The sequence below is a fragment of the Dictyobacter alpinus genome (assembly GCF_003967575.1).
GTDB classification, from domain to species: domain Bacteria; phylum Chloroflexota; class Ktedonobacteria; order Ktedonobacterales; family Ktedonobacteraceae; genus Dictyobacter; species Dictyobacter alpinus.
In genome coordinates this window covers 5,552,404-5,575,085 of the sequence record NZ_BIFT01000001.1, presented here as the reverse complement: position 1 = coordinate 5,575,085, position 22,682 = coordinate 5,552,404, and the positions used below count along the sequence as shown (strand labels likewise).

Below are 22,682 nucleotides of genomic sequence, written 5' to 3'. Positions count from 1 at the left end.
CCTCTACTGCCTGGGAAAGATGCTCCTTTCTCTCACATCCTCTTCATGATGTCCTTGCCCAACGCAAACAGTATGCCACGCATATCTCCCGGATTCTCGATATCCCCCCACGGCTGAGCAATGCGCAAAAACAGCACAGAAACCGCTTTCTTCTCTCCTCCAGGCACGAGGATCTCCGTTCCACTCTGCACGGCGAGATCCAAGCCTCGACAACAACAGGCACACTTCACACCAGAAGGATCAACACGTCATTTCCGCTGGTGTGACGAGGCAGGAACCTACCAACCGTGCAAACAAGCTCCGTCGGCGACGTGCTGACACACCTGCCTCGGTCGCTCCTACTGTCTCATCCACCGCATCCTCCACCAAATCTGGCTCACTCACTTGATCACATCGCTCCACGCTTCCCAACGACAGTGGATCGCTTGCACGCGCTGCGTGATGTCCCCCTAATCCGTCTTCATCACTACATCATTCGATGCCTGACACAGCGCTCCAACACACCACGGCTCTCCACTCCCTCATCACTCCATCTCTCTTATCACCACATCCACACAAAAATATTCCCGTCATGCTTCATCACATCACAGGAATATCCTTCACTCTCTCTCCCTTTAACGACCACTTCGACTACGCGCTTGCGCTCGACGAATCAACGCATCTGACGTCACCGCCAAAATAAGCACCAACCCCTCTACCATTTGCTGCACATCCGACGTCTGATTTAACAGCGATAAACCATTGTCTAAACATTGAATAATGAAAATACCCAATACTACCGCCCAGATCGATCCTCGTCCACCAAAAAGACTTACCCCCCCTATCACTGCCGCCCCAATGATATTCAATTGCAACATCGATGGAATCGCACTGGCCACCGCGTTCTGACGCGACGTATCCACCACCGCTGCAAGCACTGCTATCAGCGAACATAACACAAACACCGCCACACGAATCCCCACCACGTTAATACCCGCACGCCTCGCTGCTTCAGCATTGCCGCCAACCGCATAAATATGCCTCCCAAATGACGTCCTCGTCAACACAACCCACAGCAACAGGATAAGCCCAAAAAGAATGCCCATAGAGTACGGAACACCCTGATAGTTCTCCAAAATCACCACCACTCCCTCAATCACCACCACCGCCACCACTGATTGCACCATCAATCTCGTTATGGACATCGTCCGCAATCCAGCTTTTTTTCGAGCAAAATACTCGATAATCAAACTCCCTACATACCCCAACACCGCTAACGTCGGTAATCCTACACCCAAAACATCCGTAAAGTAACTCACACGCGTCCCTGCCAGCGCTAATATAAACGGATCTCCAACACTTTGCGTCGTCTGCGTCCCTAACAGAAAAAGTAAGAGACCTGAATATATTATGAAAAATGCCAACGTCACAATAAACGACGGGATACGTAACACCGCCACAAAAAGTCCATTCAGCAAACCTGCACACCCTCCCGCTAACAACGCTACCACCAACGCCGGCGCAATCGCCCACCCATGCCGATGGATTTCGCTTTAGAGTGGAGGTTGACGCACCTTGAGCAGTAATCAGCCTACACTCACGTCCATAGCGTGCCAAACGGATTTGCGCAAGTAGCGCTCATGCCGGATCGCAATTTCACGTCTCCCGGCAGCTTGGGGAGCATGAGAGATGTTCTTCTACTGCCAGGAGGCATGCGCATAAGCTACGTTTTGGATCCGTAAGAGGTAAAGCAGGCTTTCTCCTATGCTGGTCGCTTGATGGTGGAGTGCGTCATTTCACTTCTATCGGAAAAAATGGTTCCAAGCATACGGCTTTGTGGTCGAAGTGCCCATGAAATGATCGAGAGAATAGCGAAGATAGCAGGTTGAATGACCATAGCTGCACCCAAGTTGCACACTGCGTTCGACACAGCCGCGCCAGTCATAGCAATGATTTCGCCAGCATACGCCCATTCTTTGACCCGAGGAAAACGCGGCACAAGGAAGGCTATGACCGCCAGTAGCTTCCACACTCCCATAATCGTGAGCATATATGTTGGATAGCCAAGACGCGTCATGACATCGACGACAGGATCACCAGCCACAAGCATTGTTCCACTGTGCACTAGATCCGATATACCACCTGCTAGAAGCTCAAGCGTGATGATTGCGGTAGTTACCCAATACGTGATTATTTTCGCTTTCACAGTTACTCATCCTTTCACAAACATTGTCGATGTTTTCCTCTTTTGTATGATGCTCCGCATATGTAGTTATCACTACACGACGTACGTACGTCCTTACATTTTTCTCTCAAGCCAGAAAGATATAAGGCATGACGACCTTTCGAAAGAGCTAAGGCGATACCATACAACACTCCCCCATACAAGTGTTTACAGGGCGTGCCGTCAATTTGAACAAAAAAGAAAATGTCTTTTAGCCTCTACGGCCGCTTCAGGCTCTTTTCATCTTGCTGTTTTTGCTTATTTCGACGAGGCACCATCGTCAAGCATCATAAGACGAGGTGTCATACTTGTACGTCCATGTCTCCTTTGATTAGCATTTTAGAAAAGCTGATACGACCCGCTCACCGTCAACTGTTCGACGATTGGCGGCCCGGCCATCCACTGTTTGAGGTTCTCCTGGAATGCTTGAAATTCTGGCAATGCAGGCAGAGGGTTCTCTACTCCCTCGTCAAGTTTCAACATGGCCACATACGTCTCTCCATCGGAAAGTCGGCATGATGCGTAGTGGACACCCTGGGGTTGTGCTTGTTGAATTGCCGCGAAGAGACGTTTAATTTCCGTTTCGACTTTTGTAACCTGTGCAGTTTTTACTTTGGAACGAACCATGAGTATGTTCATGAGGACCATTGCCTTTCACTCGGATATCTTTGCTCAAAAGAAATACCGACGTTCTCTAACATTGACACCTGGGATGCTGACCATCCCCGATCCGATTGAGACTTCGCCCTAGCCAGGGTTTCAACGAGAGTCATATCTCCCGTCACCCTGGTTGAGTTTTACCTCTCATTTTAACGACGGAGTGCCGCAGAAAAATGTGACCACTATATGGGAATCGTTGATCTTAGGGTAGATCTGTATTCAGCTCTGACTGATGGCCACTTTTCCGAAAGGGTAGCCGTTTCTGTCATACGGATAGGTCGCTTTTGCGTCCTCGACAAGACCAAAGAAGAAGCTCTCGATGTTTTTCTCTGTTTGCTGCGACTGGGGACACGCCAGGCTCTGGATTCTCAGTGCGTCAGTCTGGCAGTACTGCCAGATCAAGTTGGCTCAGACGTGCGAGGTCAGCAATGGCCTCGATCTCGGTGATCTTGCCATCCCTGATGGCAAACGTACCAACCAAGAGCAACCTTCCATACGGAGCTACGACGATACCCACAGATCCATTGACCAGAACTGCTCGTGCTACCTGGGCGCTTCCCACGAATTGTCTGGCGACGTTCTGTGCACCACGAATTTCACCTGACACACTCGTTGCCACGGCTCTAGGACCTCCTCTGAACACGACATCTGGATCGAGTACTGAGAGCAACGCGTCAAAGTTACCGGCACGCGAGGCGGCCAGAAAGGCCTCAACCACGTCTCGCTGGTAGCTCAGATCGGCGTCATCTGCACTCTCTCTTGCCTGTATCCGGCGACGTGCGCGGCTCGCAAGTTGCCTTGCTGCCGTTGGTGTACGCTCCACAATTGGAGCAATCTCATCAAAAGGGACGTCGAATATATCGTGTAGTACGAAAGCAAGACGTTCTGGGGGAGAAAGTGTGTCCAGGACCACCAGCAGCGCTAGACCAACTGAGTCGGCCAGCAGTGCTTCTTGTTCGGGATCAATCACGTCCTCTGCATGGGTAAGTGGTTCGGGGACAGAGGCGTCCTGGGAGACTTCACGCCGCGATTGACGCGAGCGCAGCATGTCCAGGCAGATACGTGCGACGACTTTCATCAGCCATCCACCCAGATTTTTGATGGAACTGGTGTCAACGCGACTCAGGTGAAGCCAGGCTTCCTGTACAGCATCGTCAGCCTCGGATAGGGAGCCGAGCATCCGATAGGCCATGGCCTGCAGTTGGGGACGCTCAGCCTCAAATCGCTCAACCCGCCAATCATGTGTATCCATTCATTCACTTCCTTCCTTCATCCATTTTTATTTGGTCACTCATAAGACCGACGAGGGAAACGGAGTTAATGTGACAGAATACCAGCCATCTGGAAGGTTATTGACCCACAGCAGAAAGTCCGACCTCAATGGTCGCACTGACCGCAGGAAGCAGGGAGCCGGTGTGTCTGGCACGGCAAAGGTTATCTATGTGGTTGGTGTGCAAAAACTGGTGGCAAACCTGAATGATGGGTTCCGCCTTCTTTATGAATACACTCTGCCACTTGAAGATGAGAGGGCTCTCAATGCCTATGGCGTCAATAGCTCGGTGAACAAACTGCTGATCATCAATCGGGAAATTTTCCCTGGATGCATCTCTGTTATTCTGGTCAATGAGAACCTTGGCTTCTAAATCTGCCAGGAATAGCCCTATCAAGCGCTTATGAAGACAAGCGCTTGACATTTTGTATATACGATATGATAAACGCATGTATAAAAGGAACACACAGACATGACTGAAACGCCATCTAGCACCGAACCCGTACAGTTTCCATTTACCTTTGGCCTCGACACCTTCGGTGATTTCATAAACGATGAAGAGGGGCACACACTCTCGCACGCACAGATTATCTGGCACCTCGTCGAACATGGGATTCTTGCCGACCAGGTTGGCCTGGACTTCTTCGGGATTAGCGAACACCACACCGATGACTTTCCGCTATCAGCTGGCGACGTAGTGCTCGCCGCGATCGCATCCCTCACCTCCCACATCCATCTCGGCTCGGCCGTCACGGTATGAGCTCGGACGATCCAGTCCGCGTCTTTCAGCACTACTCCACACTCAATGCCATCTCTAATGGGCGGGGGGAGGTCATCCTTGGACGAGGCTCCAGTATCGACTCTTTTCCCCTCTTCGGCCATGACCTTTCCGACTACGAAGAGCTCTTCGAGGAGAAGGCCGGCCTCTTCTCGGAGATTATCAAGGGCGAGCCTGTCACCTGGGAGGGCAAGGCGCGTGCGCCACTCTATAACCAGGATATTGTGCCACACATAAAATCCAGATCCTTTCCAGTGTGAGTCGGTGTGGGTGGTAGCCCACAATCGGTTATTCGTGCCGCGCACCTTGGCTTTCGGCTAATGCTCGCGATTATTGGCAGATCTCCGTCGCGCTTCGTACCTTTCTCACGGCTGTATCTACAGGCACTGGAACGTTTCGGGCACCCTACGTTGCCCATTGGGGTGCACTCGCCAGGTCATGTCGCCACGACCGATCAGCAGGCACGCGAAGAGTTCTGGCCACGCTACCGGGAGGTCTTTACCAGGTACAGCAAGATTCGCGGCTTCGCCATCCCCACCAGAGAATCCTTCTATATGAGACTGGTCCAGGAGGAGCACTCTATGTGGGTTCGCCAGAGACCGTTGCCCAGAAAATCGCGAAAAATCTTCCTGCTCTTGGCGCGAGTCACTTCGATCTGAAATACGGCATGGGAGGTCTTACACAACGAGCCCTCATGACTCATATTGAGCTTTATGGCACCCAGGTGGTCCCTCGCGTACGCGAACTGCTGGCACAAACGCAAGATAACCGTTCTCATTGAACTCATGAGTCATCCCCCAATTTTTCTGCAACCGTTGGATGTCACACAGGAGAGGCACCGTCTCGGTACCTCTCCTGTGTCCCAGGTCCTCTGCTTGCCTCTCTTCTCTCATCCCCGGCCATTCACTAATCCATTGCCGAGATAGCCCGTGCCTCCGAGAGCAAAGACATGTATAATATCCTCCTTCAGGCGTATACAGTATCTTAAAGTGATGACAAATGTGCCCATCAGTCATCCGTTCGAACGGCTTGCCGTCCAGGGTAGACTGCGATACTCACTACTCCTCACCCCAATTGCAAAGGGTCGGAGCTACTTGAATAGCGTTTCTCTACCTCGCTAAAAGGCTTATCCCGAGAACCGGGACGCTTGCGAAGAGTGAGAACGCACACGCTGATTTTACCCCTTCGGCGATTTCGAGGGAAACTACACTCATTCACTCAGAGGTGTACGACGTACTATAGGTTGCGAACTTTCCAGACGATGTCCCTGAATCATAGAAAAAGCATGTTGATGACTCCAAAGATCAGCTCCCGCAAGACGCTCTGTCCAGGTTTGGCCCGTTGCTGTTTTGGTGTTAAGGAGGCGATCAGTGGTGAGACGCACCAGTTCGTTGATATAACTATCAAACAACACCCAGGAATGGCTAATGCCCACTGAATCAATGATGTGTGCAAGATCAACCTCTACCAACGCTTGAGCCGCAATATCACGCAGTGTAAACATGTACTCACGTTGCGTCTCCACGTCTTCCTTTGTGCCAGTACGTGTCAGATGCCCTGTGATGAGATGATCAAAGTCGTAATCTAGAATCTGATCGTGCGCTTGCAGAAATCCGTGAATATTCTCCGCCATGAAGAGGTTTCGGAATGGGACCCATCCAGGACAGATGATATCAACTGCCATCAGCACACGTTGGGCAGGAGCATAGGTGAAGATGTTTCCTGATGCATGATTCATGCCTTTATAGGAAAGTTCCAGGCGGACACCTCCCACATCAAGAACCGCATGATCGGTAAAGGTTTCCGTGGGCAAAGGCCGCTGGGGATCGGGAAATCGTTCGAGCTCCTGACGTGTCAGGTCATGGGCAATACGGACGACATTATTTCCAAAGATCGACGCAGCCCCTATATGATCGGCATGCCAATGACTGTAGACAACATGAGTCACCGGCTCATCAGTAACCTCTTCAATAGCCGAAAGCATAAGCTCTCCAAGATTGGGAGGAGCATCAAGCACGACGACACCGGAGCCGGTCACGATAAAGCCAGCATCGTACCACCCCTGGCTGACCCAATATACCCCATCATTGAGTTCCTGGACATGATAGCCTTTCGCCAGACGGTCAGGCAGGTACAGCGAGCCTTGGGCTGCTGGAGGAATAGGCCGATAGGCGTCCAGAGCAGTGAATTGTTGTCCATGTTCATTTGGCGTTCGTAAGACAGAAGCGATATTACTCATCAAAAAAACTCCTTGTATATGCTGAAAAAAGTGCAGGCTAGTAAGACCATACGCTCCAGCACGCGTGGGAAGCAAATAGCAGCGACCATTGTGCTAGCGGGCTCCCCCATGCTACGATAGAGAAAAAACGTCGCGATGCACTCCAACTGATGGGCAGAAGAGATGTTGTATCTTTTCACTGCAAGTTTACTTGAAAAGCGATGATCGTGTCATCGAGCCTACCGTCAGCTTTTGGCATCGTGTTGCATCGTGTTGCATCGGTCTTTCAAGAGATGACGAATCAATTGCCAGGAGTATACAAGAAGATGAGGCATTACAAAGTCAACAACTATCAATTTGGGCTCAGGCTCCTCGCGTTACGTACCCAAACAGGGTTGACACAAGCGACACTTGCTGCCCGCCTTTCTGTCGCCACGCGAGCGATTCAACGATGGGAAAGCGGGGCTGGTTCTCCTTCAACCGAACATCTCAAAAAGCTCATACGTATTTATGTACAGGAGGGGACATTTACCACAGGAAAAGAGGTAGAGGAAGCAGAAGATCTCTGGAACTCATCGCAGAATCCACATGCACATCGCAAGCCTTTGTTCGAGAAGGAGTGGGTGAGGGATGTGCTTTTTGAGCAGGAACATCTCATCCAAGCCCCGGACGCAGGCGACTTGGCTCAATTCAAGACTAAAAGCACCACACAAGCAATAACATCTCGTCCCCAACAGGTGGACTATGCGCCTCATCCTTTTTACGGACGAACGGCTGAATTAGAACAACTCTCGCACTGGATTGTTGGAGGGCACTCGCGTTTACTAGCGATTGTGGGCATGGGAGGAGTCGGCAAAACAGCACTTGCGGGTGCACTAATGCAGCATCTAGCACCTTCCTTTGAAGCGGCCACCTGGCAGGCGCTTCACGCAGCTCCCCTGCTGGAGGAATTGCTTACAAACTGTCTCCTTGAGCTACAAGAGGATCGACACGAAGATGCCACGTTCGACGAGGAGCACGCGCTTCGTCGATTGCTCAAGGTCCTGCAAACGCGACGATGCTTGCTCATCCTCGATAATGCGGAAACGTTGATACAAACCGGAAGCTATGCTGGTGCATATCAAACAGGCTACGAGGGATACGCTCGTTTCCTGCTCCTGCTTGGAGAAACACCGCATCGGAGTTGTGTCGTGTTAACCAGCCGTGAAACACCGAGGGAAGTTCACTATTTGGAGGCGAAAGGTTCTCAAGTGCATACGCTTTACCTGGCTGGCCTCAAACCAGAAGAAAGTCGCGCACTTTTGTGCCAGGAGCAGATCGTTGGAGCGCAGGAGACGCTGGACGCCCTGGCAGAGAGGTATGTTGGTAATCCTCTTGCACTCCGCCTGGTATGTGGCACCATACGGGAGGTATTTGGAGGCGAGAGTGCCACGTTTATTGCCCATGGCGCCTTGCTCTTTGGGCATATCCGTGAGCTACTGGCTCAGCAGTTTGAGCGCATGGCCCCATTGGAACAGGCTATTTTGTACTGGCTCGCGCTTGGGCGAACGCGGGTGTCGTTGGAGGAGCTGCTCTCGAATCTAATACCGTCTCCTTCCCGTGAGATGGTCGTAGAGATTATAGATTCTCTCCTTCGACGGCGAGCATGGGTCGAAGGAGATAGAGGGAGAGCACAGTTCCAGCTACAACCAGTCATTGGGGAGTATGTGACCGATCATTTACTCAGGCAGATCTGCCAGGAGATTGAGGCAGGGGAATTGACAATGCTGCAACGTTATGCATTGCTACAGGCGCAGGCGAGCGATTCAGTGCGCAAGAATCAGCTGCGGCTGATTCTCACACCTCTCCTTCAACAACTGTTGGAAGCTCTAGGAAAAAGGGGTCTGCAGCAGCAATTTCATATGCTACTTGCTCGTTTGCGAGAGTTGGGACCGCGTGCTCCGGGATATGCAGCCAGCACGATCCTCCATCTGCTTGCGCAGTTGGACAGTAATCTGAGTGAGTATGATTTCTCCCATCTCACGCTCTGGCAAGCAGATCTACGGCTGGTTGATGTGCGGAGATGTACCTTCGCATATGCGGACCTGGGGCGTACACGCTGGCTGGAACGCTTCAGTACGATTCAGAGCATCGCATTCAGCCCTGATGGGACATGGATGGTCGCAGGGACAGGAACGCCTGGAGAGGAAGGGCGAATGTGGCGTGTCGCAGATGGAAGTCTTGCCTGGACTATTAATACGCATCGAGATTGGGTGACAGCAGTCACGTTTAGTCGTGATGGTCGCTTACTGGCTCTGGGAAGTGGGGATCATAGTATTACGTTATGGGACGTGCAGAGGCGCGTGTGTCTACATACGTTAAGAGAACACACAGATTGGATTGCCGCGGTGGCTTTCAGTCCTGATGGACGGATTCTGGCCAGCGCGAGTAGTGATCGGAGTATACGCTTGTGGGATGTCGAGATGGGAACGTGCCTGACCACATTTTTGGGTCATAGTGACGCCGTCTGGTCTGTCGTCTTCCATCCCAATGGGCAGATGCTAGCCAGTGGCAGCGGAGATGGGAGTGTAAGACTCTGGGATGTGACGACATTCCGCTGCTTCTCCACTCTCCAAGCCCATCACAAACCGATCTGGGCAATAGCCTTTCATCCTGATGGGCAGATGCTGGCCAGTGGTAGCGGCGATTGCAGCGTGCGGCTGTGGAATATCTCATCACAGCAGTGTATTGCAACACTACAGCAGCATACAGAAACGGTCTGGACAGTGGCCTTCAGCCCGGATGGGCAGATGCTGGCCAGTGGCAGTGGAGATACGACGATCAAGCTGTGGGACACAACAACGAGGCACTGCCATACCACCTTACGTGGCCATGGGAGTCTTATTCGCTCCGTAGCCTTTCATCCTACCAGACAACTTCTCGCTAGTGGCGGCTATGATGAATCAATCCGATTCTGGGATTTAGATCAAGGGCAGAACCTTCTCACCTTGCAAGGAGAAACTCATCCAGTTTGGTCTCTCAGTTATAGCGATGTGAACGGACTGCTGGCTAGTAGCCACGGTGATAGATTTGTCTATCTGTGGGATGTGAGAGGAGGACGATTACTGCAACGGCTCCGTGGTCATACCGATTGGGTAACCTCCGTGGCATTCCATCCTCACTCAACGCTTCTCGCCAGCGGAAGCCAGGATCAAACGGTTCGACTTTGGGCTAGTACGGGTCAATGCATACGGGTCTTGTCGGGACATACCTCTCCTGTCTGGGCTTGCGCATTCAGTGCTGATGGCTTACTGCTGGCTAGTGGCAGTTCTGACCAGACGATCCGGCTGTGGAGCGTTGAGACTGGTCAGTGTCTTCTCGTGTTAGAAGGGCACAGAGGATGGGTGACCTCCCTCGCCTTTCATCCCGATGGCAAGACACTAGTCAGTGGGAGTGGTGATCAGACGATACGATTATGGGAGATAGAGACTGGCAAATGCATTAGCGTCATGCATGGACATAGCAGCGTTGTTCGTTCAGTCACGTGTAGCCCAGATGGGAGACGACTGGCCAGCGGCAGTGGGGATACAACCATTAAGCTCTGGGAGGTTTCTACTATGACGTGTTCTGTTACCCTGCAAGGACATAGTAGTCAAGTCTACTCGGTCGCGTTTAATGAGGACGGAAGATTTCTCATCAGTGGCAGTGCAGATCAAACTGTCAAACGGTGGCAGAGCCACGATGGGCGCTGCCTACAAACCTTTCGTGGTCATACTCAAAGTGTTCAAACTGTCATCTTTGGTTATGACGAAGCGACCATCATCAGTGGTGGCCAGGATGAAGCGATCCGTTGCTGGAGTATTCCAACAGGGGAATGCTTCGAAACACTCAAGGCTGATCTTCCCTATGCACAGTTGGATATTACAGGGGCAGAGGGGCTGACGGAGACACATAGAGCAATGCTCCTTTCGCTTGGGGCAGTAGATCAAGCTAGCAAAGAGACTGTACCAGAATTGCCTCCATCACTGTAAAGTTAGCTTTTTTCCCGCTTCAAAATTGTTAGCGTGTAAATACAGAGTAGATCGAAGCGCAGGGCTTCGCTATGAGCTCACTGCTTTCTTCACCAACGCGCTGATCCTCGCCTCTGATGCTTCGGTCAACTCCGTCAGCGCGAAGGAGGTTGGCCACATGACGCCTTCATCTAGGGCCGCCATGTCGCTAAAGCCGAGCGTCGCATATCTTGTGTTGAACTTCTGCGCGCTTTGGAAGAAGCAAACGATCTTGCCGTCCCTGGCATATGCTGGCATCCCATACCAGGTTTTTGGCGAGAGGACTGGGGCACTAGTTTTGATGATCTCATGCAGCCGCGTAGCCATAACGCGCTCTGATTCTGGCAGCTCGGCGATCTTCGCGAGCACGTCGCTTTCCCCTTGCTGCTTGTTCCTGCTCGCGCGCTCTTCCTCCTTCAGCTCTTTGGCGCGCTCCTTCATCGCGGCTCGTTCCTCATCTGTGAATCCCCTGGACTTCTTGTTGAACGCAGCGGTACTCTTGACAGACTCCTGCATACCCTCTTTTTCGGTTTGGCTCATAAAAACCTCCTCATGTTGCCTTGCTTTGATTTTCATCATGTTTTTCACCGGTCACATATGTTTGGAATGGTTCGTCACTCCTATGACGAACCATTCCAAACATATGTGACCGGTGGATGGTTCGCTCAACGTGTCTACGCTGGTATTCCGTCTGACATGATCGTTGAAACAACATCGAAAGGTGCTGACTTACTCAAGCGATGAGTCCTCTGGTAGAGGTGGCTGGCTAAGAGGAACAGGCGTTGATTGAATAATTAGTGGTCGTTGTTGAACCATACAAAAGGAAACTATCGATCAGCTTGATCGTCTGCTCGATAGCGGGAAGGTAGACTTTGAGGACAAAGCAATCTTCACCAGTCAAGAGTCCCAGGAAATTTACCATGGACTTGGAAATCTACCAACATATTATTCATCGAGTATCTTGCATCTATTTTTCAGTTAACCCCGTAAAAAAAGAGAGGGGCACAAAGTAATGTGCCTTATGAAATTATCTCAAAACCGTCAAAATTTATGAATAAGATTCCATCGGAGGAGCGAACACTATGTCAGTTACACCATCTCCTGCAGTAGTAGGCGTTTTCAGAGACCGTTCCGCCGCCGAACAGGCAATAGAGGCTTTTTACAGAGCTGGATTTAATCAAGATCAACTTAGTTACTCAGTTCCTGGTAGCTCCGGAAGCTTTTTTAATGAGCTCAAGAACCTCTTTACAGGTACTAACGCTGACTCTGGCAACCTTGTGAACAATCTTACCGCGATGGGCCTTTCAAATGAGGAAGCCCGCTATTATTCTAATGAATATGACAATGGCAATATCGTCTTAGTCGTAAATTCCTTGAATCGTGAACAGGAAGCTTTAACCATTTTCCACCAATACGGTGCCTATGGCATCTATAATACTCAGCCAGCAACCACCAATTATTCACAACAATCTGCTGACTACGCACAGTCAACAACCTCTGACTATGCTCAGCAGCCAGCATCTTCTACCTGGGGTGAAACCACTCAGCCTCGATATACTTCAGCAACAACCGAGCAGCCAGTAGTATCAGGTTATGCTGACAATGATACATACAACACACAGGATAACGTAGCAGCAACCGAGCACACCATCGATAATCAGGATCTTCCAGATGATGGTACAGCTACTACTGAACCAGTAACAAAAGACGAGTACCAGACCGAACCCAATAATACTTCTGACGATTACGAACAAACAACGCAGAAACATCCAGCCTTCCAGCCAGATACCGCCTCAGATTATCAGGGTTCAGAGCAGCCTTCCATCGAGGATGAACCAACACAATCTTTTGCATATAACGCTCATGATAATTCCACTACCTCTGAGGAGCAAGTAGCCGAGGAGTATCAGGTCGCGCAGGATAGTACATATGCAGATGAGAATACCTCCGATGTACATCCAGCTTCTGCAACCTACGAGGATGGAGCCGATAATACCTCAAATGATTATGCAGCTACTCCAGATACCACCACTGCGCACGCTCACAATACCTCGGACTATCAACAAGATCAGCCCGCAAACAGCACTTCAGAGTATACCCCGGCCGATCACACAACCTTTGATACAACAACCCCAGACGAAACGGAGACCAGCACTATCGATCACACAAACACTGATACAACTCCGGCTGATGCTGAGACCAGTACCACTAATCATACAGACAGTACTGAGTACACCACCCCTACTGATGTTGATACCAGCGCCGCTGATCATACCAACGCCAATGAGTATACCACTTCAACTGACGCTGACGCCGCTGATCACAACAACAGCACTGAGTACGTAACTCCTGCCGAGACAGAAACCAGCGCTGCTGATCATGCAAACAGCTCTGAGTACACCACTCCAGCTGAGACGGAAACCAGCAACGCTGATTACACAAACCAGGCCGATGTGACACCTGCGACCACGCTAGATACCACTACACCGACAGCATACACGACAGAGCAGGACACTCCTTTAGAGACCACTGGCGCGGCTAATACTGAGAGCACCTTGGCTGAACAATCGACTCCTGTCAATACCACTGATCAGTTTACGCCAGCAACGGAGCAGACCTCTCCGACCGCGACAGCTCAAACACTGCAGGCCGAGAAGCTACGCTTGTTACAGGAACGCCTCACAAATGCTCAGCGGCGTCTAGAAGAGTCTAAAACTCAGTTACAGGCAGCCAAAGAACATGAGACGCAGTTGCAGGCCGTCAAGCAGCAATTGGAAGCAATCGAGGCTGAATTGCAAAAAAACGATGCTGAACTCAAAGAGACACATTCCCGTATCGAACAATACTATTAATCAAGGTTCACAAGCAGGATTTACTCATGCATTATCCTACCCATAAAGGATAAGATAGTACTATAAAGCCCCTTGATATACGCTGAAACACATAAATATCAGCTATATCGAGGGGCTTTTGACATCTAAACGATGCACTCTTTACTTTGTGATACGCAGCCTGACAGCTACATTTATGGCTTTGAACCTTCCCAGGAACCTTGCCCATAAAGGAAAAGTGCGATACTATGCAGTAAAATCCCACATGTCAGGAGTAGATATATATAGTATGAGCAAAGAAGTGAGCCCGAATCAAGATTTGGTACAGCGACGACAGGAGAATATTGGCCGCTATTTCTGGCGTGCACATCGCGCCTTTGTCGCCATATCAGTGCGCAAACTGGCGGCTCACGGCCATCCTGGACTGAGTATGGCCCATACTACGCTCCTCCCACATATCGATACTGGTGGCACACGCATCACAGTGCTAGCCAAACGGATGGGGGTCACCAAGCAAGCCGTCGGACATTTAGTTGCGGACCTGGTTGAAAAAGGCTATCTCATCAGTACTACCGATCCTACCGATCGCCGTGCCGTCCTGGTTACCTTCACGGACCTTGGCTGGCGCTTCCTCCAGAATGCCTATGAGATCAAAGGTGAAATCGAAACCGAATTCATAGACATCCTGGGCCAGGAACGCTTCGATCAGTTGCGCGACACGCTTACTGATCTCCTGATCCATATTGAAGATGAAAAGGATATCATCGAATAATGGATGAAAGAAAGTTTCACCCGGCCACGACATTGCTCTGCTTTAAACCTATTTATGGATACTCAAAGCGCCTTCAATCTCCGCGAAGGAGAGATGTTCACCGATGAAATCGGAGTAGAAGGCAAGCTGGATATGCTGATCAGGACCAATCAGGAAATCGGCCGGTATACGATTGAAGTTTGCGCCTTCTTCATGCATAAGTTGATAACCGATACTCGCCGCAGCCTGAATCCTCTGCTGCATCTCTGGCGTATCAACACGAGCCACGCTGGCCTGTGTCTTCTCTTGCGAGACCTCGACGCCATACAGATCATAGAGCGCCGCGCTCGGATCAGCAATAATGGGAAAAGGCACATCTTGTTTGGATACCACATATTGCTTGATACTAGTTACCGGCGATTCAAAAACGGCTAGCATCTCCAATCCACGTGCATGAAACTCAGGATAACGCATAATCAACTGATGGACGCGCAAATTACACATTGCACAACCTCCATTGCGCAAAAACGACAGTAACACAGACTTCCCCTTGTAAGCACGCAAATCGATGTGCCCGCCAAAAATGTCATCTACCTCAAAAGGTGGCGCAACCACGCCGATCTCTAGTTTCATGGTATCTTCCTTGTCCTTTATCTGACACAATTAGACAATATGGTTTACTATCTAATTAGATAGTAAACCATATTGTCTAATTGTGTCAAGCCTATATTTACAAGTAGATCTATTGAATAATATCTTCACCCCGCAGAGGGCTCAAACTGACTTATGGTCCGTCTATCAACAATACATAGGAAAGGTTGTATAATATTTAAGCAGTACTATATAAATCTTTCTTCGGAGGATTACATAATGACAGATATCACAGACGATTTTATGCGCCGCATGATTTCTAGCACCAAAAATTATAGTATTATTATTTTGAAACATGGACCCCGCAAGCATGATGAAGGCGCGGATAGCATCATCTGGGAACATGGACGACGAAACTTTTCGCTACGCGCGGAGGGTCTGCTATCAATCGTTTGTCCTGTAAATGATGGCAGCGATATCTCTGGCATTGGTATTTTCAATGCTCCTGTCGAGGAAGTCAAAAAGCTTATGGATGAGGACCCTGGCGTCAAGGCAGGCATTTTTGTCTATGAAATGCATCCATGCCACAGTTTCCCTGGCGATAGCTTGCCACGATAAACTACCTCAGACTTCTTCGGAAGTCTGAGCTCGCTTTTCTTATCCTATCATAGACTCGCTGCGGGTTTTTGATGTCTATGATAGGCCAGAAACGCTTCCCAGGTCCATCCATCGACCATCAAGAAAGCACCGCTCCCCTCATCACGAACACGTCCTCGTAGTTACGACCCTCAGCGGTCGTTTGCCACCTGCCGCAGCGTAGTGGCCCTGTATCCCCGCAATCCGCTCCCTTATGGTCCGACACATTCCCTCACGTGGTACCCAAAAGAGACCTGACAAGATTTTTCAGCGCATGACACCGCCCGGTAGATGGAGAGAGGCTTGCTGATTAGCTCTCATCAATCAAAGACAGTCTACGAGGATACGGGACGAGTTAAAAAATGCAGGTACACGTCGTTACCATGGGTATCATGTGTCGATGAGCGTTGGATGTAGTCGCGTTTCTTCCAAAAAGCTAACGCAGGCGCATTCTTCACGAGAACAGCAAGTCCAATCTGCGTAATCTCCAGAGACGAGAAAAGGTAGCCTTCTAACAACGCAGCCGCTTCTGAGCCATACCCGAGACTTTGAAATTCGCGTTGGATAAGCAAAAGCGAGATCCAGGCACCATGTGGAGGATGAAGCGTTGCCGTCTCAGCAACACTTACAAGCTTTCCCGTTCGTGTCCTGATCTGCCAGATCATACCATCAGGTAGTTCCTGCGTTTCCAGTATATCGCTGCATACTTCTGCTAAAGACAGTGTTGGCCCATATCCACTCCACACATTGAATTGCTCGTCACCATTAAACACTGGCAAGAGTTCCTCTGCAGCATCTATGCCAGTATTCCTCAGAGTCAGATGTTTTCCGCACAACTCCGTTGTCACTAGTTACTGCTACCTTTCTCATACTCAAATGTGTGCAAAACACGTCTGAGCGGTCAGTTGTTCCTGCTTCACAGTCAGTTGCCAGAGCACGAGGACCTTTAGATCAGCCCCCTCGTTTCGGTCTCACATTGGCTCCACAGGCGCTTTTACGTCATCGGTCGTAGCCACTACCCAGGACGGCCAACTTTACGCATGAAGTTGGCGAAGCATGTCTGTTGCGAAGCAGGCCAGGTTGCAAGCCGCATTCACATCCCGGTCGATCACGAGCTCACAGTTCTGGCACCGATAGGTTCGGTGCTTGAGCGGCATGCGCTTTTTCACATGCCCACAGCCGCAACAGCGTTTGGTCGAGGGAAACCAGCGTGAGGCGATGAACACATCTCCTCCAGCATTGGCTACTTTCGTCTTCAAGAATTGCAAGAGTTGCCCCATGGCTGCATCCGCCACGGCACGTGACAGCTTCCGATTGGCCATCATCCCCAACAGATTGAGGTCTTCGATGCCGATCACTCCACAGGTTCGTGCCACTTCGGTGGTAAACTTGTGTTGGATATCTCGCCGGATGTTCGCAATCTGCTGATGCTTGCGTGCTACCTTGAGCCGCTGCTTCTCATAGTTCTTGCTGAAAACAGTTCGCTTGGTTTCCGGGTCTTTCGTCTTCTGTTTCTTAGAAAGTCGGCGTTGCAGTTTGCCAAGTTTCTTGAGATGGGATGCCAACGGCCTTTGGTTCTGGAGCCGTCTCCCATCGGAAACCACCGCAACATGCTTGATGCCTACATCGATCCCAACGACTGTGACAAGGGTCTGGAAGGGCGCTCTTTCTTGATGTCGAGTTGGATTGACACATACCACTGACCTGCTTCACACGAGATGGTTGCTCCCAGGATCTTGAGGGATGCACAAAGGACGCATTTGCGTTGGTTGCGCTTTGTCGTAGGCGTGGTGCCACTCCTCGCTACGACAAAGCGCAGCCTTTCTGCCAGGTTGATCGTCCCGAGTGGGCGCAGGAGCTTGCCTCGATCCTTCGTTGTGTGGCGTTGGTCCAAGATGAAACGTCTGGTGCCACAAGCACGCGTAAGATACGCTACTTGTTCAGGCGTGGGATTCATCCTGATCCGATGTGCGGTTTTCATCGGTGAGTACCTTCTCTCATACGTTGCGGTAACGACACAGTCCATACGATCCTGAACGCATGCTTGTTCAAGAGAAAGCTGCTCGGTGTTCATGACCACCAGACACCCATCATGGGTTTCGCATCGATGTGCCAGTACCCTCTATCCAATGTGTGCTAGCCAATCCAGTGTTCAAGAAGGAGGACGGAAACGCAAATTCTCTTGCCAAATTCACTCAATATATACATACGCCTACATTATACACTTTTGCGTACTTTGTCAAGAGCTAGCTATTGGCTCCTTGTCACAATTATAGAAAGAAAAAGAGGGCCACCCATCACGGATGGTCCTCGTTGTTCTGTTCATCTCTAGTGACTGAAGGTCACAGGCAACGATTGGATAACATAGACAATGCCTGCACGTACATTGATGGGAACATCGGGTACGCGTTTGATGTCTTTGAGCTGTTCAAGCAACATGGGCAGGATAACCTTGCCTTCCAGACGGGCCAGGGGCGCTCCGATACAGAAGTGGATGCCGTGACCGAAGGTCAGGTGGCGGTTAGGGTCACGCTGGATGTTGAAGGTGTCTGGATCTGGAAATTGCGCGGCATCGCGGTTCGCGGACGAGTTCCAGGCCATCACGATGGAGTTAGCGGGTATGGTCTGACCTCCTATCTGCACATCTTCGGTGGCGCGACGGATGGTGAACCAGACTGGTGGCAGGAAGCGCAGGATCTCTTCGATCGCGGCAGGCATTAGGGCCGGCTCCTGACGCAGGCGCTCGGCTACCTCGGGATATTCGGTGAACAGATACATGGCGTTGGCGATCAGGTTCTTGGTCGTCTCCTGGCCAGCGGCTAACAAGAGAATACAGAAACTGACCAGTTCGCGCTCACTCAGGCGCTCACCATCGATTTCGGCCACGCTCAGGCTACTGATCAGGTCTTCACGTGGTGACTCACGTCGCTCGGCAAGCAGGCGGGAGAAGAAATCATACATATTCTCTTCCATCGACTGCTGCCCTTGGGCCGTGTTGTCCTCAGTACTGACTTCCGACCCGACTCCTTCACCACCGCTGGCCCAGCGCCGGAAGATATCCCAATCTTTGTCGGGTACCCCTAACAGTTCGGCGATGACTTTGGCTGGGAACGGGAAGGCAATGTCTGAAATCACATCCATAGTTCCCGCTGGTTTGATGCCATCGATAAGTTCCTGCGCGATCTCGGTCACACGACCCGACAAATGATTGACGGCACGCGGCGTAAAGGCCTGGTTCACCAGGTTACGCAACTTGCGATGATCGGGCGGGTCCTTGGCTACTACGGTTCCGTTCAGGAAGCTGTTCTCAGAGAAACCTGGAATTGACTCGGATGAGAAGTGGCTGTAGTCGGTTACAACCTTCGTGACATCTTCATAACGAAACACATGCCACAGATGTGATTGTTCATCATGATAGACTGGCTGATTCGCCCGCATCATCGAAAACCACTGGAACGTTTGCAGCGTCTGCTCAATTGGCTGAAATTGAAATGGGGAAAACCCTCTATTGGATTCATTTTGTTGCTGCATTCGGTAAACCTTTCTACAATTTTCGCCATTATCTATCTACACAAATAATGAGTGGAAAAGACTACGTTCTGCTTTTAGCATATCACATCCACAGGTTACACAATCTAGCCCGCTCAGCGGGAGTATGCGCTAATCAACTCATATGCCGTTACCGTATTTTGTCGATTCTGCGAGAATAGTATAGTATTGTAGAGATACTCAAAATTTTCGATATTCACATATTTCTTTGTTATTTTCTGTTGTGTGCGAAAGGATCATACAGATGACGCTCGGGGATCATGTGACCCAGGCATTTGGCTTGCCAATTAAGCATTATACAATTGGAACACCCATTACTGAGCCTGCCAAATGGGCTTATCGCTTTGCGGAAGATTCTTATGGAAAAGACGATTCATCCTGGGAGGAAAAGTTTTCGGCATTTTTACACGATCCTCTGGCGGCCGAGGTTACCACAATCGTGATGGGTATGTGGGATTCAGAATTACTGGATGAGGGTTCAGAAGGGATAATCGAAACGCTGTGTGCGGCAAACACGCAATTGCCAAATCTAGAGGCGCTTTTCATTGGCGATATCACCTACGACGAGTCGGAAATTTCCTGGATTAACCTGCCCGATGTCTCCCCCCTTTTTGCGGCTTATCCACGCCTGGAACATTTTCGCATACGTGGTGGGCAGGGCCTGAGTTTTGGGACAACCCTACGCCATAGCCAGTTGCGTAGTCTGATTGTAGAAACGGGTGGCCTGCCTCGGGATGTGCTCCATGACCTCTGGCGCTCCGAGCTACCTGCACTTGAGCATCTGGAGTTATGGTTAGGTAGCGAGAATTATGGTGGCAATGCTACCATTGAGGATCTGGCACCCTTGCTGAGCGGTGACCTGTTTCCGCGACTACATTCGCTCGGCCTGCGTGATAGCGAGTTTGAGGACGATATCGCGACCATGCTGACGCTCTCTCCACTAATGGATCGTCTCCTGGATCTGGATCTTTCATTGGGAACCCTTGGAGACGAGGGGGCTCAGGCCCTATTGGATTGTCCCGCGATCCTTAAACTCCAGAAATTAGATCTCCATCATCATTTTTGTTCGGCTGAAATGATTGCCCGCCTACAAGCATTGCCCATTACGGTCGATGTCAGTGAGGCAGAACTAACCAATACTGACATGGATGAGAGAGAACGTTATATCGCGGTCTCGGAATAACTGACTATGAATCAAAAGCCACCATTCCTTGTAATTGGCACACCTGGTGATCGACGCATTGACTTATTCCAACAGGCGCTTCTATCCTCAGGAGAGCCCGAGGCCCGCTTGATCAGTTATCTGGATCTTCTACAACAACGGACCTCGCTCTCTGCATATCTTTCGCCTGAGACCATCGTGCGTATCGAGTCACCAGGCAAAAATCAACAGGTGGAGCGGGCCTTGCTGACCCTTGGCGCGGAGCTCGAAGATCCTGAAGGAGTTCCTTATCAACGGCTCTCAACCAGCCTGCTGGCGGCTCTGCCGTTTGAAAAGGGGCTTCTCTTGCCATCGCGTCAGTGGTATCTAGGCTATAAGAAGATGATCGGGTGCTTGCATCCACAATTATTGGGTGTGCGCTTGTTTAATCAGCCTGAGGATATCTTGCTGATGTTTGATAAACGGGCCTGCCATCGTTTCCTGGCTCTACATGCTATCCCGGTTCCGCCGGCACTGGATCCTATCTCTTGCTATGAGGAGTTGCGTCAGCAGATGATACAGCGACATTGGCCGCGGGTCTTTATTAAGCCAGCTCATGGGTCGAGTGCGGCCGGGATTATTGCTTATCGCTGTCAGGGTACGCGTCAGCAGGCGATTACGACCATCGAGATGGTCAGCGATGAATCTGACGGGTATCGCCTGTATAATACACGCCGCATCCGCACCTATAGCGATGCCGCCCAGATCGAGCAGTTGATTAATGCTCTCTGCCTGCACCGTGTCCATGTCGAGCAATGGATCCCTAAAGCTGGCTATCAGGATCAGGTTTTCGATTGCCGTATCGTGGTGATCAATGGACAGGCTCAACACGCCGTGGTGCGCTTGAGTCACAGTCCCATGACCAATCTTCACCTGCTCAATCAACGCGGTGATCTCAACGTGATCCGCCAGCAATTGGGGGAAGATAACTGGCAGGCGGCCCTGCATACCTGCGAACGGGCGGCGGCGCTCTTTCCTAAAAGTTTGTATGTGGGCGTGGACCTCTTGTTCGCCGCTCATCATCCTGAACACCACGCTATCCTGGAAATGAACGCCTTTGGAGATCTCCTGCCCAGGCTGCTCTGCAATGGACAGGATACCTATAGCGCGGAGCTTGCCGCGCTCTTGAAAGGTAGCTCTGATGCTTAAATTGCCAGCCTTACTTGGCTCACATAATATCCTTTTTATGACTCTGGATACGCTGCGCTATGATGTGGCGCAACAGTTATTTCATCAGGGTCGTACGCCTTTCCTCGATCAGCTTTTACCTGCTACGGGCTGGGAGGAGCGACATTCGCCAGGTAGCTTTACCTATGCCGCCCATCAGGCCTTTTTCGCTGGCTTCCTGCCAACTCCGGCCCGACCGGGACGCCATGCCCGTCTGTTCGCGGCGCGCTTCCCTGGTAGCGAGACGACGACCACCGATACCTTTGTCTTTGATGCTCCCGATATTGTTTCAGGACTGGCGCGAGAGGGGTATCATACTATCTGTATCGGCGGCGTGGGCTTCTTTAATCAACAGGGACCATTGGGTAGTGTGCTACCAGGGCTTTTCCAGGAGAGCTATTGGTCGCCCGCACTGGGCGTGACGGATCCGGATTCGACGGCCCATCAGGTTGAGTTGGCCTGTCGGGTCCTGGCGGGACAGCCTGCGGAGCAGCGTATCTTTCTGTTTATGAATGTCTCGGCTCTACACCAACCCAATTATTTCTACTTGCCCACCTCTCAACAGCACCAGCGTGAGGATAGCCTGGAGTCGCATGCGGCGGCCCTGGAGTATGTGGATAGTCAATTGCCCCCACTTTTTCACACGTTACAGGAACGCGGTCCGCTCCTGGCGATCATCTGTGGGGACCATGGTACGGCCTATGGCGAGGATGGCTATAGCGGCCATCGCCTGGCCCATCCTGTGGTCTGGACTGTGCCCTATATCGAATGTCTCTTACCTGCAAGCAAGGGAGCCTGA

The 22,682-nt window shown here is 50.9% G+C and carries 19 protein-coding genes and 2 pseudogenes; 9 read left to right on the top strand and 12 right to left on the bottom strand.

What is annotated here, in order from left to right; translation table 11 throughout:
• Positions 1–240 precede the first annotated feature (240 nt).
• The 5 genes from EL633_RS36650 to EL633_RS22155 form a co-directional block, all read right to left on the bottom strand.
• Positions 241–384, bottom strand: coding sequence for a hypothetical protein (locus EL633_RS36650; RefSeq protein WP_161981821.1), 144 nt, complete (start codon positions 382–384; stop codon positions 241–243).
• A 230-nt stretch (positions 385–614) separates the two neighbouring features.
• Positions 615–1,505 carry an ABC transporter permease subunit gene (locus EL633_RS22170; RefSeq protein WP_281275918.1) on the bottom strand — a complete coding sequence of 297 codons (891 nt, stop codon included), beginning with the start codon at positions 1,503–1,505 and terminating at the stop codon, positions 615–617.
• Positions 1,506–1,741: 236 nt separating this feature from the next.
• Positions 1,742–2,185: a DoxX family protein gene (locus EL633_RS22165; RefSeq protein WP_126629289.1), complete on the bottom strand. Its 444-nt coding sequence runs from the start codon at positions 2,183–2,185 to the stop codon at positions 1,742–1,744.
• Between the two features lie 357 nt (positions 2,186–2,542).
• Positions 2,543–2,842 carry a hypothetical protein gene (locus EL633_RS22160; protein WP_126629288.1) on the bottom strand — a complete coding sequence of 100 codons (300 nt, stop codon included), beginning with the start codon at positions 2,840–2,842 and terminating at the stop codon, positions 2,543–2,545.
• 397 nt (positions 2,843–3,239) lie between these two features.
• Positions 3,240–4,115, bottom strand: coding sequence for a sigma-70 family RNA polymerase sigma factor (locus EL633_RS22155; RefSeq protein ID WP_126629287.1), 876 nt, complete (start codon positions 4,113–4,115; stop codon positions 3,240–3,242).
• Between the two features lie 70 nt (positions 4,116–4,185).
• On the opposite strand from EL633_RS22155, the gene EL633_RS22150 reads away from it, so the two are divergent.
• Entirely contained in the window at positions 4,186–4,506 is a 321-nt protein-coding gene (locus tag EL633_RS22150) for a hypothetical protein (RefSeq protein WP_246039190.1), read from the top strand.
• 99 nt (positions 4,507–4,605) lie between these two features.
• Positions 4,606–5,692, top strand: a pseudogene (locus EL633_RS38205) (LLM class flavin-dependent oxidoreductase).
• Between the two features lie 429 nt (positions 5,693–6,121).
• Here EL633_RS38205 and EL633_RS22140 read toward each other — a convergent pair.
• Positions 6,122–7,150 carry an MBL fold metallo-hydrolase gene (locus tag EL633_RS22140; RefSeq protein ID WP_126629286.1) on the bottom strand — a complete coding sequence of 343 codons (1,029 nt, stop codon included), beginning with the start codon at positions 7,148–7,150 and terminating at the stop codon, positions 6,122–6,124.
• Positions 7,151–7,455: 305 nt separating this feature from the next.
• Between EL633_RS22140 and EL633_RS22135 the strand changes: the two genes are divergently transcribed.
• Positions 7,456–11,139: a WD40 domain-containing protein gene (locus EL633_RS22135; protein ID WP_161982327.1), complete on the top strand. Its 3,684-nt coding sequence runs from the start codon at positions 7,456–7,458 to the stop codon at positions 11,137–11,139.
• 69 nt (positions 11,140–11,208) lie between these two features.
• On the opposite strand, the gene EL633_RS22130 is transcribed toward EL633_RS22135, so the two are convergent.
• Positions 11,209–11,697, bottom strand: coding sequence for an iron chaperone (locus EL633_RS22130; RefSeq protein WP_218027535.1), 489 nt, complete (start codon positions 11,695–11,697; stop codon positions 11,209–11,211).
• 226 nt (positions 11,698–11,923) lie between these two features.
• Positions 11,924–12,079 (bottom strand): hypothetical protein, encoded by a 156-nt coding sequence (locus tag EL633_RS22125; protein ID WP_174845173.1) that lies wholly within the window; start codon positions 12,077–12,079, stop codon positions 11,924–11,926.
• Positions 12,080–12,239: 160 nt separating this feature from the next.
• Between EL633_RS22125 and EL633_RS22120 the strand changes: the two genes are divergently transcribed.
• Both EL633_RS22120 and EL633_RS22115 read left to right on the top strand, forming a co-directional pair.
• Entirely contained in the window at positions 12,240–14,009 is a 1,770-nt protein-coding gene (locus tag EL633_RS22120) for a general stress protein (protein WP_126629284.1), read from the top strand.
• Between the two features lie 268 nt (positions 14,010–14,277).
• Positions 14,278–14,760, top strand: a complete 483-nt coding sequence (locus EL633_RS22115; RefSeq protein ID WP_126629283.1) for a MarR family winged helix-turn-helix transcriptional regulator — start codon at positions 14,278–14,280, stop codon at positions 14,758–14,760.
• Between the two features lie 48 nt (positions 14,761–14,808).
• Here EL633_RS22115 and EL633_RS22110 read toward each other — a convergent pair whose 3' ends face one another.
• A complete protein-coding gene (locus tag EL633_RS22110; protein ID WP_126629282.1) occupies positions 14,809–15,372 on the bottom strand; it encodes a redoxin domain-containing protein in 564 nt (187 codons plus the stop codon).
• A 237-nt stretch (positions 15,373–15,609) separates the two neighbouring features.
• On the opposite strand from EL633_RS22110, the gene EL633_RS22105 reads away from it, so the two are divergent.
• On the top strand, positions 15,610–15,948 hold the full coding sequence (locus EL633_RS22105) for a YciI family protein (RefSeq protein ID WP_126629281.1): 339 nt from the start codon (positions 15,610–15,612) through the stop codon (positions 15,946–15,948).
• A gap of 353 nt (positions 15,949–16,301) precedes the next feature.
• Here EL633_RS22105 and EL633_RS22100 read toward each other — a convergent pair whose 3' ends face one another.
• The 3 genes and pseudogenes from EL633_RS22100 to EL633_RS22090 form a co-directional block, all read right to left on the bottom strand.
• Positions 16,302–16,814: a GNAT family N-acetyltransferase gene (locus EL633_RS22100; RefSeq protein ID WP_126629280.1), complete on the bottom strand. Its 513-nt coding sequence runs from the start codon at positions 16,812–16,814 to the stop codon at positions 16,302–16,304.
• Positions 16,815–17,000: 186 nt separating this feature from the next.
• A pseudogene (locus EL633_RS22095) lies at positions 17,001–17,878 on the bottom strand (RNA-guided endonuclease InsQ/TnpB family protein); the annotation flags it as partial.
• A gap of 416 nt (positions 17,879–18,294) precedes the next feature.
• The gene (locus EL633_RS22090) at positions 18,295–19,497 is read right to left on the bottom strand and encodes a cytochrome P450 (RefSeq protein WP_126629279.1); all 1,203 of its coding nucleotides are present in this window, start codon (positions 19,495–19,497) and stop codon (positions 18,295–18,297) included.
• Between the two features lie 262 nt (positions 19,498–19,759).
• On the opposite strand from EL633_RS22090, the gene EL633_RS22085 reads away from it, so the two are divergent.
• The 3 genes from EL633_RS22085 to EL633_RS22075 are packed head-to-tail and all read left to right on the top strand — an operon-like array spanning position 19,760 to position 22,682.
• Positions 19,760–20,698, top strand: coding sequence for an STM4015 family protein (locus EL633_RS22085; protein ID WP_126629278.1), 939 nt, complete (start codon positions 19,760–19,762; stop codon positions 20,696–20,698).
• 6 nt (positions 20,699–20,704) lie between these two features.
• On the top strand, positions 20,705–21,865 hold the full coding sequence (locus EL633_RS22080) for an STM4014 family protein (RefSeq protein WP_126629277.1): 1,161 nt from the start codon (positions 20,705–20,707) through the stop codon (positions 21,863–21,865).
• Positions 21,858–22,682, top strand: a complete 825-nt coding sequence (locus tag EL633_RS22075; RefSeq protein WP_126629276.1) for an STM4013/SEN3800 family hydrolase — start codon at positions 21,858–21,860, stop codon at positions 22,680–22,682. The genes EL633_RS22080 and EL633_RS22075 overlap by 8 nt, the downstream gene beginning before the upstream one ends.

Excerpts from the sequence above, each read along its gene's own strand:
- EL633_RS22130 (WP_218027535.1), bottom strand. The coding sequence starts at position 11,697 with ATGAGCCAAACCGAAAAAGAGGGTATGCAGGAGTCTGTCAAGAGTACC.
- EL633_RS22140 (WP_126629286.1), bottom strand. The coding sequence starts at position 7,150 with ATGAGTAATATCGCTTCTGTCTTACGAACGCCAAATGAACATGGACAA.
- EL633_RS22090 (WP_126629279.1), bottom strand. The coding sequence starts at position 19,497 with ATGCAGCAACAAAATGAATCCAATAGAGGGTTTTCCCCATTTCAATTT.
- EL633_RS22110 (WP_126629282.1), bottom strand. The coding sequence starts at position 15,372 with ATGAAACTAGAGATCGGCGTGGTTGCGCCACCTTTTGAGGTAGATGAC.
- EL633_RS22125 (WP_174845173.1), bottom strand. The coding sequence starts at position 12,079 with ATGGTAAATTTCCTGGGACTCTTGACTGGTGAAGATTGCTTTGTCCTC.
- EL633_RS22155 (WP_126629287.1), bottom strand. The coding sequence starts at position 4,115 with ATGGATACACATGATTGGCGGGTTGAGCGATTTGAGGCTGAGCGTCCC.
- EL633_RS22160 (WP_126629288.1), bottom strand. The coding sequence starts at position 2,842 with ATGAACATACTCATGGTTCGTTCCAAAGTAAAAACTGCACAGGTTACA.
- EL633_RS22135 (WP_161982327.1), top strand. The coding sequence starts at position 7,456 with ATGAGGCATTACAAAGTCAACAACTATCAATTTGGGCTCAGGCTCCTC.
- EL633_RS22120 (WP_126629284.1), top strand. The coding sequence starts at position 12,240 with ATGTCAGTTACACCATCTCCTGCAGTAGTAGGCGTTTTCAGAGACCGT.
- EL633_RS22105 (WP_126629281.1), top strand. The coding sequence starts at position 15,610 with ATGACAGATATCACAGACGATTTTATGCGCCGCATGATTTCTAGCACC.
- EL633_RS22115 (WP_126629283.1), top strand. The coding sequence starts at position 14,278 with ATGAGCAAAGAAGTGAGCCCGAATCAAGATTTGGTACAGCGACGACAG.
- EL633_RS22080 (WP_126629277.1), top strand. The coding sequence starts at position 20,705 with ATGAATCAAAAGCCACCATTCCTTGTAATTGGCACACCTGGTGATCGA.
- EL633_RS22075 (WP_126629276.1), top strand. The coding sequence starts at position 21,858 with ATGCTTAAATTGCCAGCCTTACTTGGCTCACATAATATCCTTTTTATG.
- EL633_RS22085 (WP_126629278.1), top strand. The coding sequence starts at position 19,760 with ATGACGCTCGGGGATCATGTGACCCAGGCATTTGGCTTGCCAATTAAG.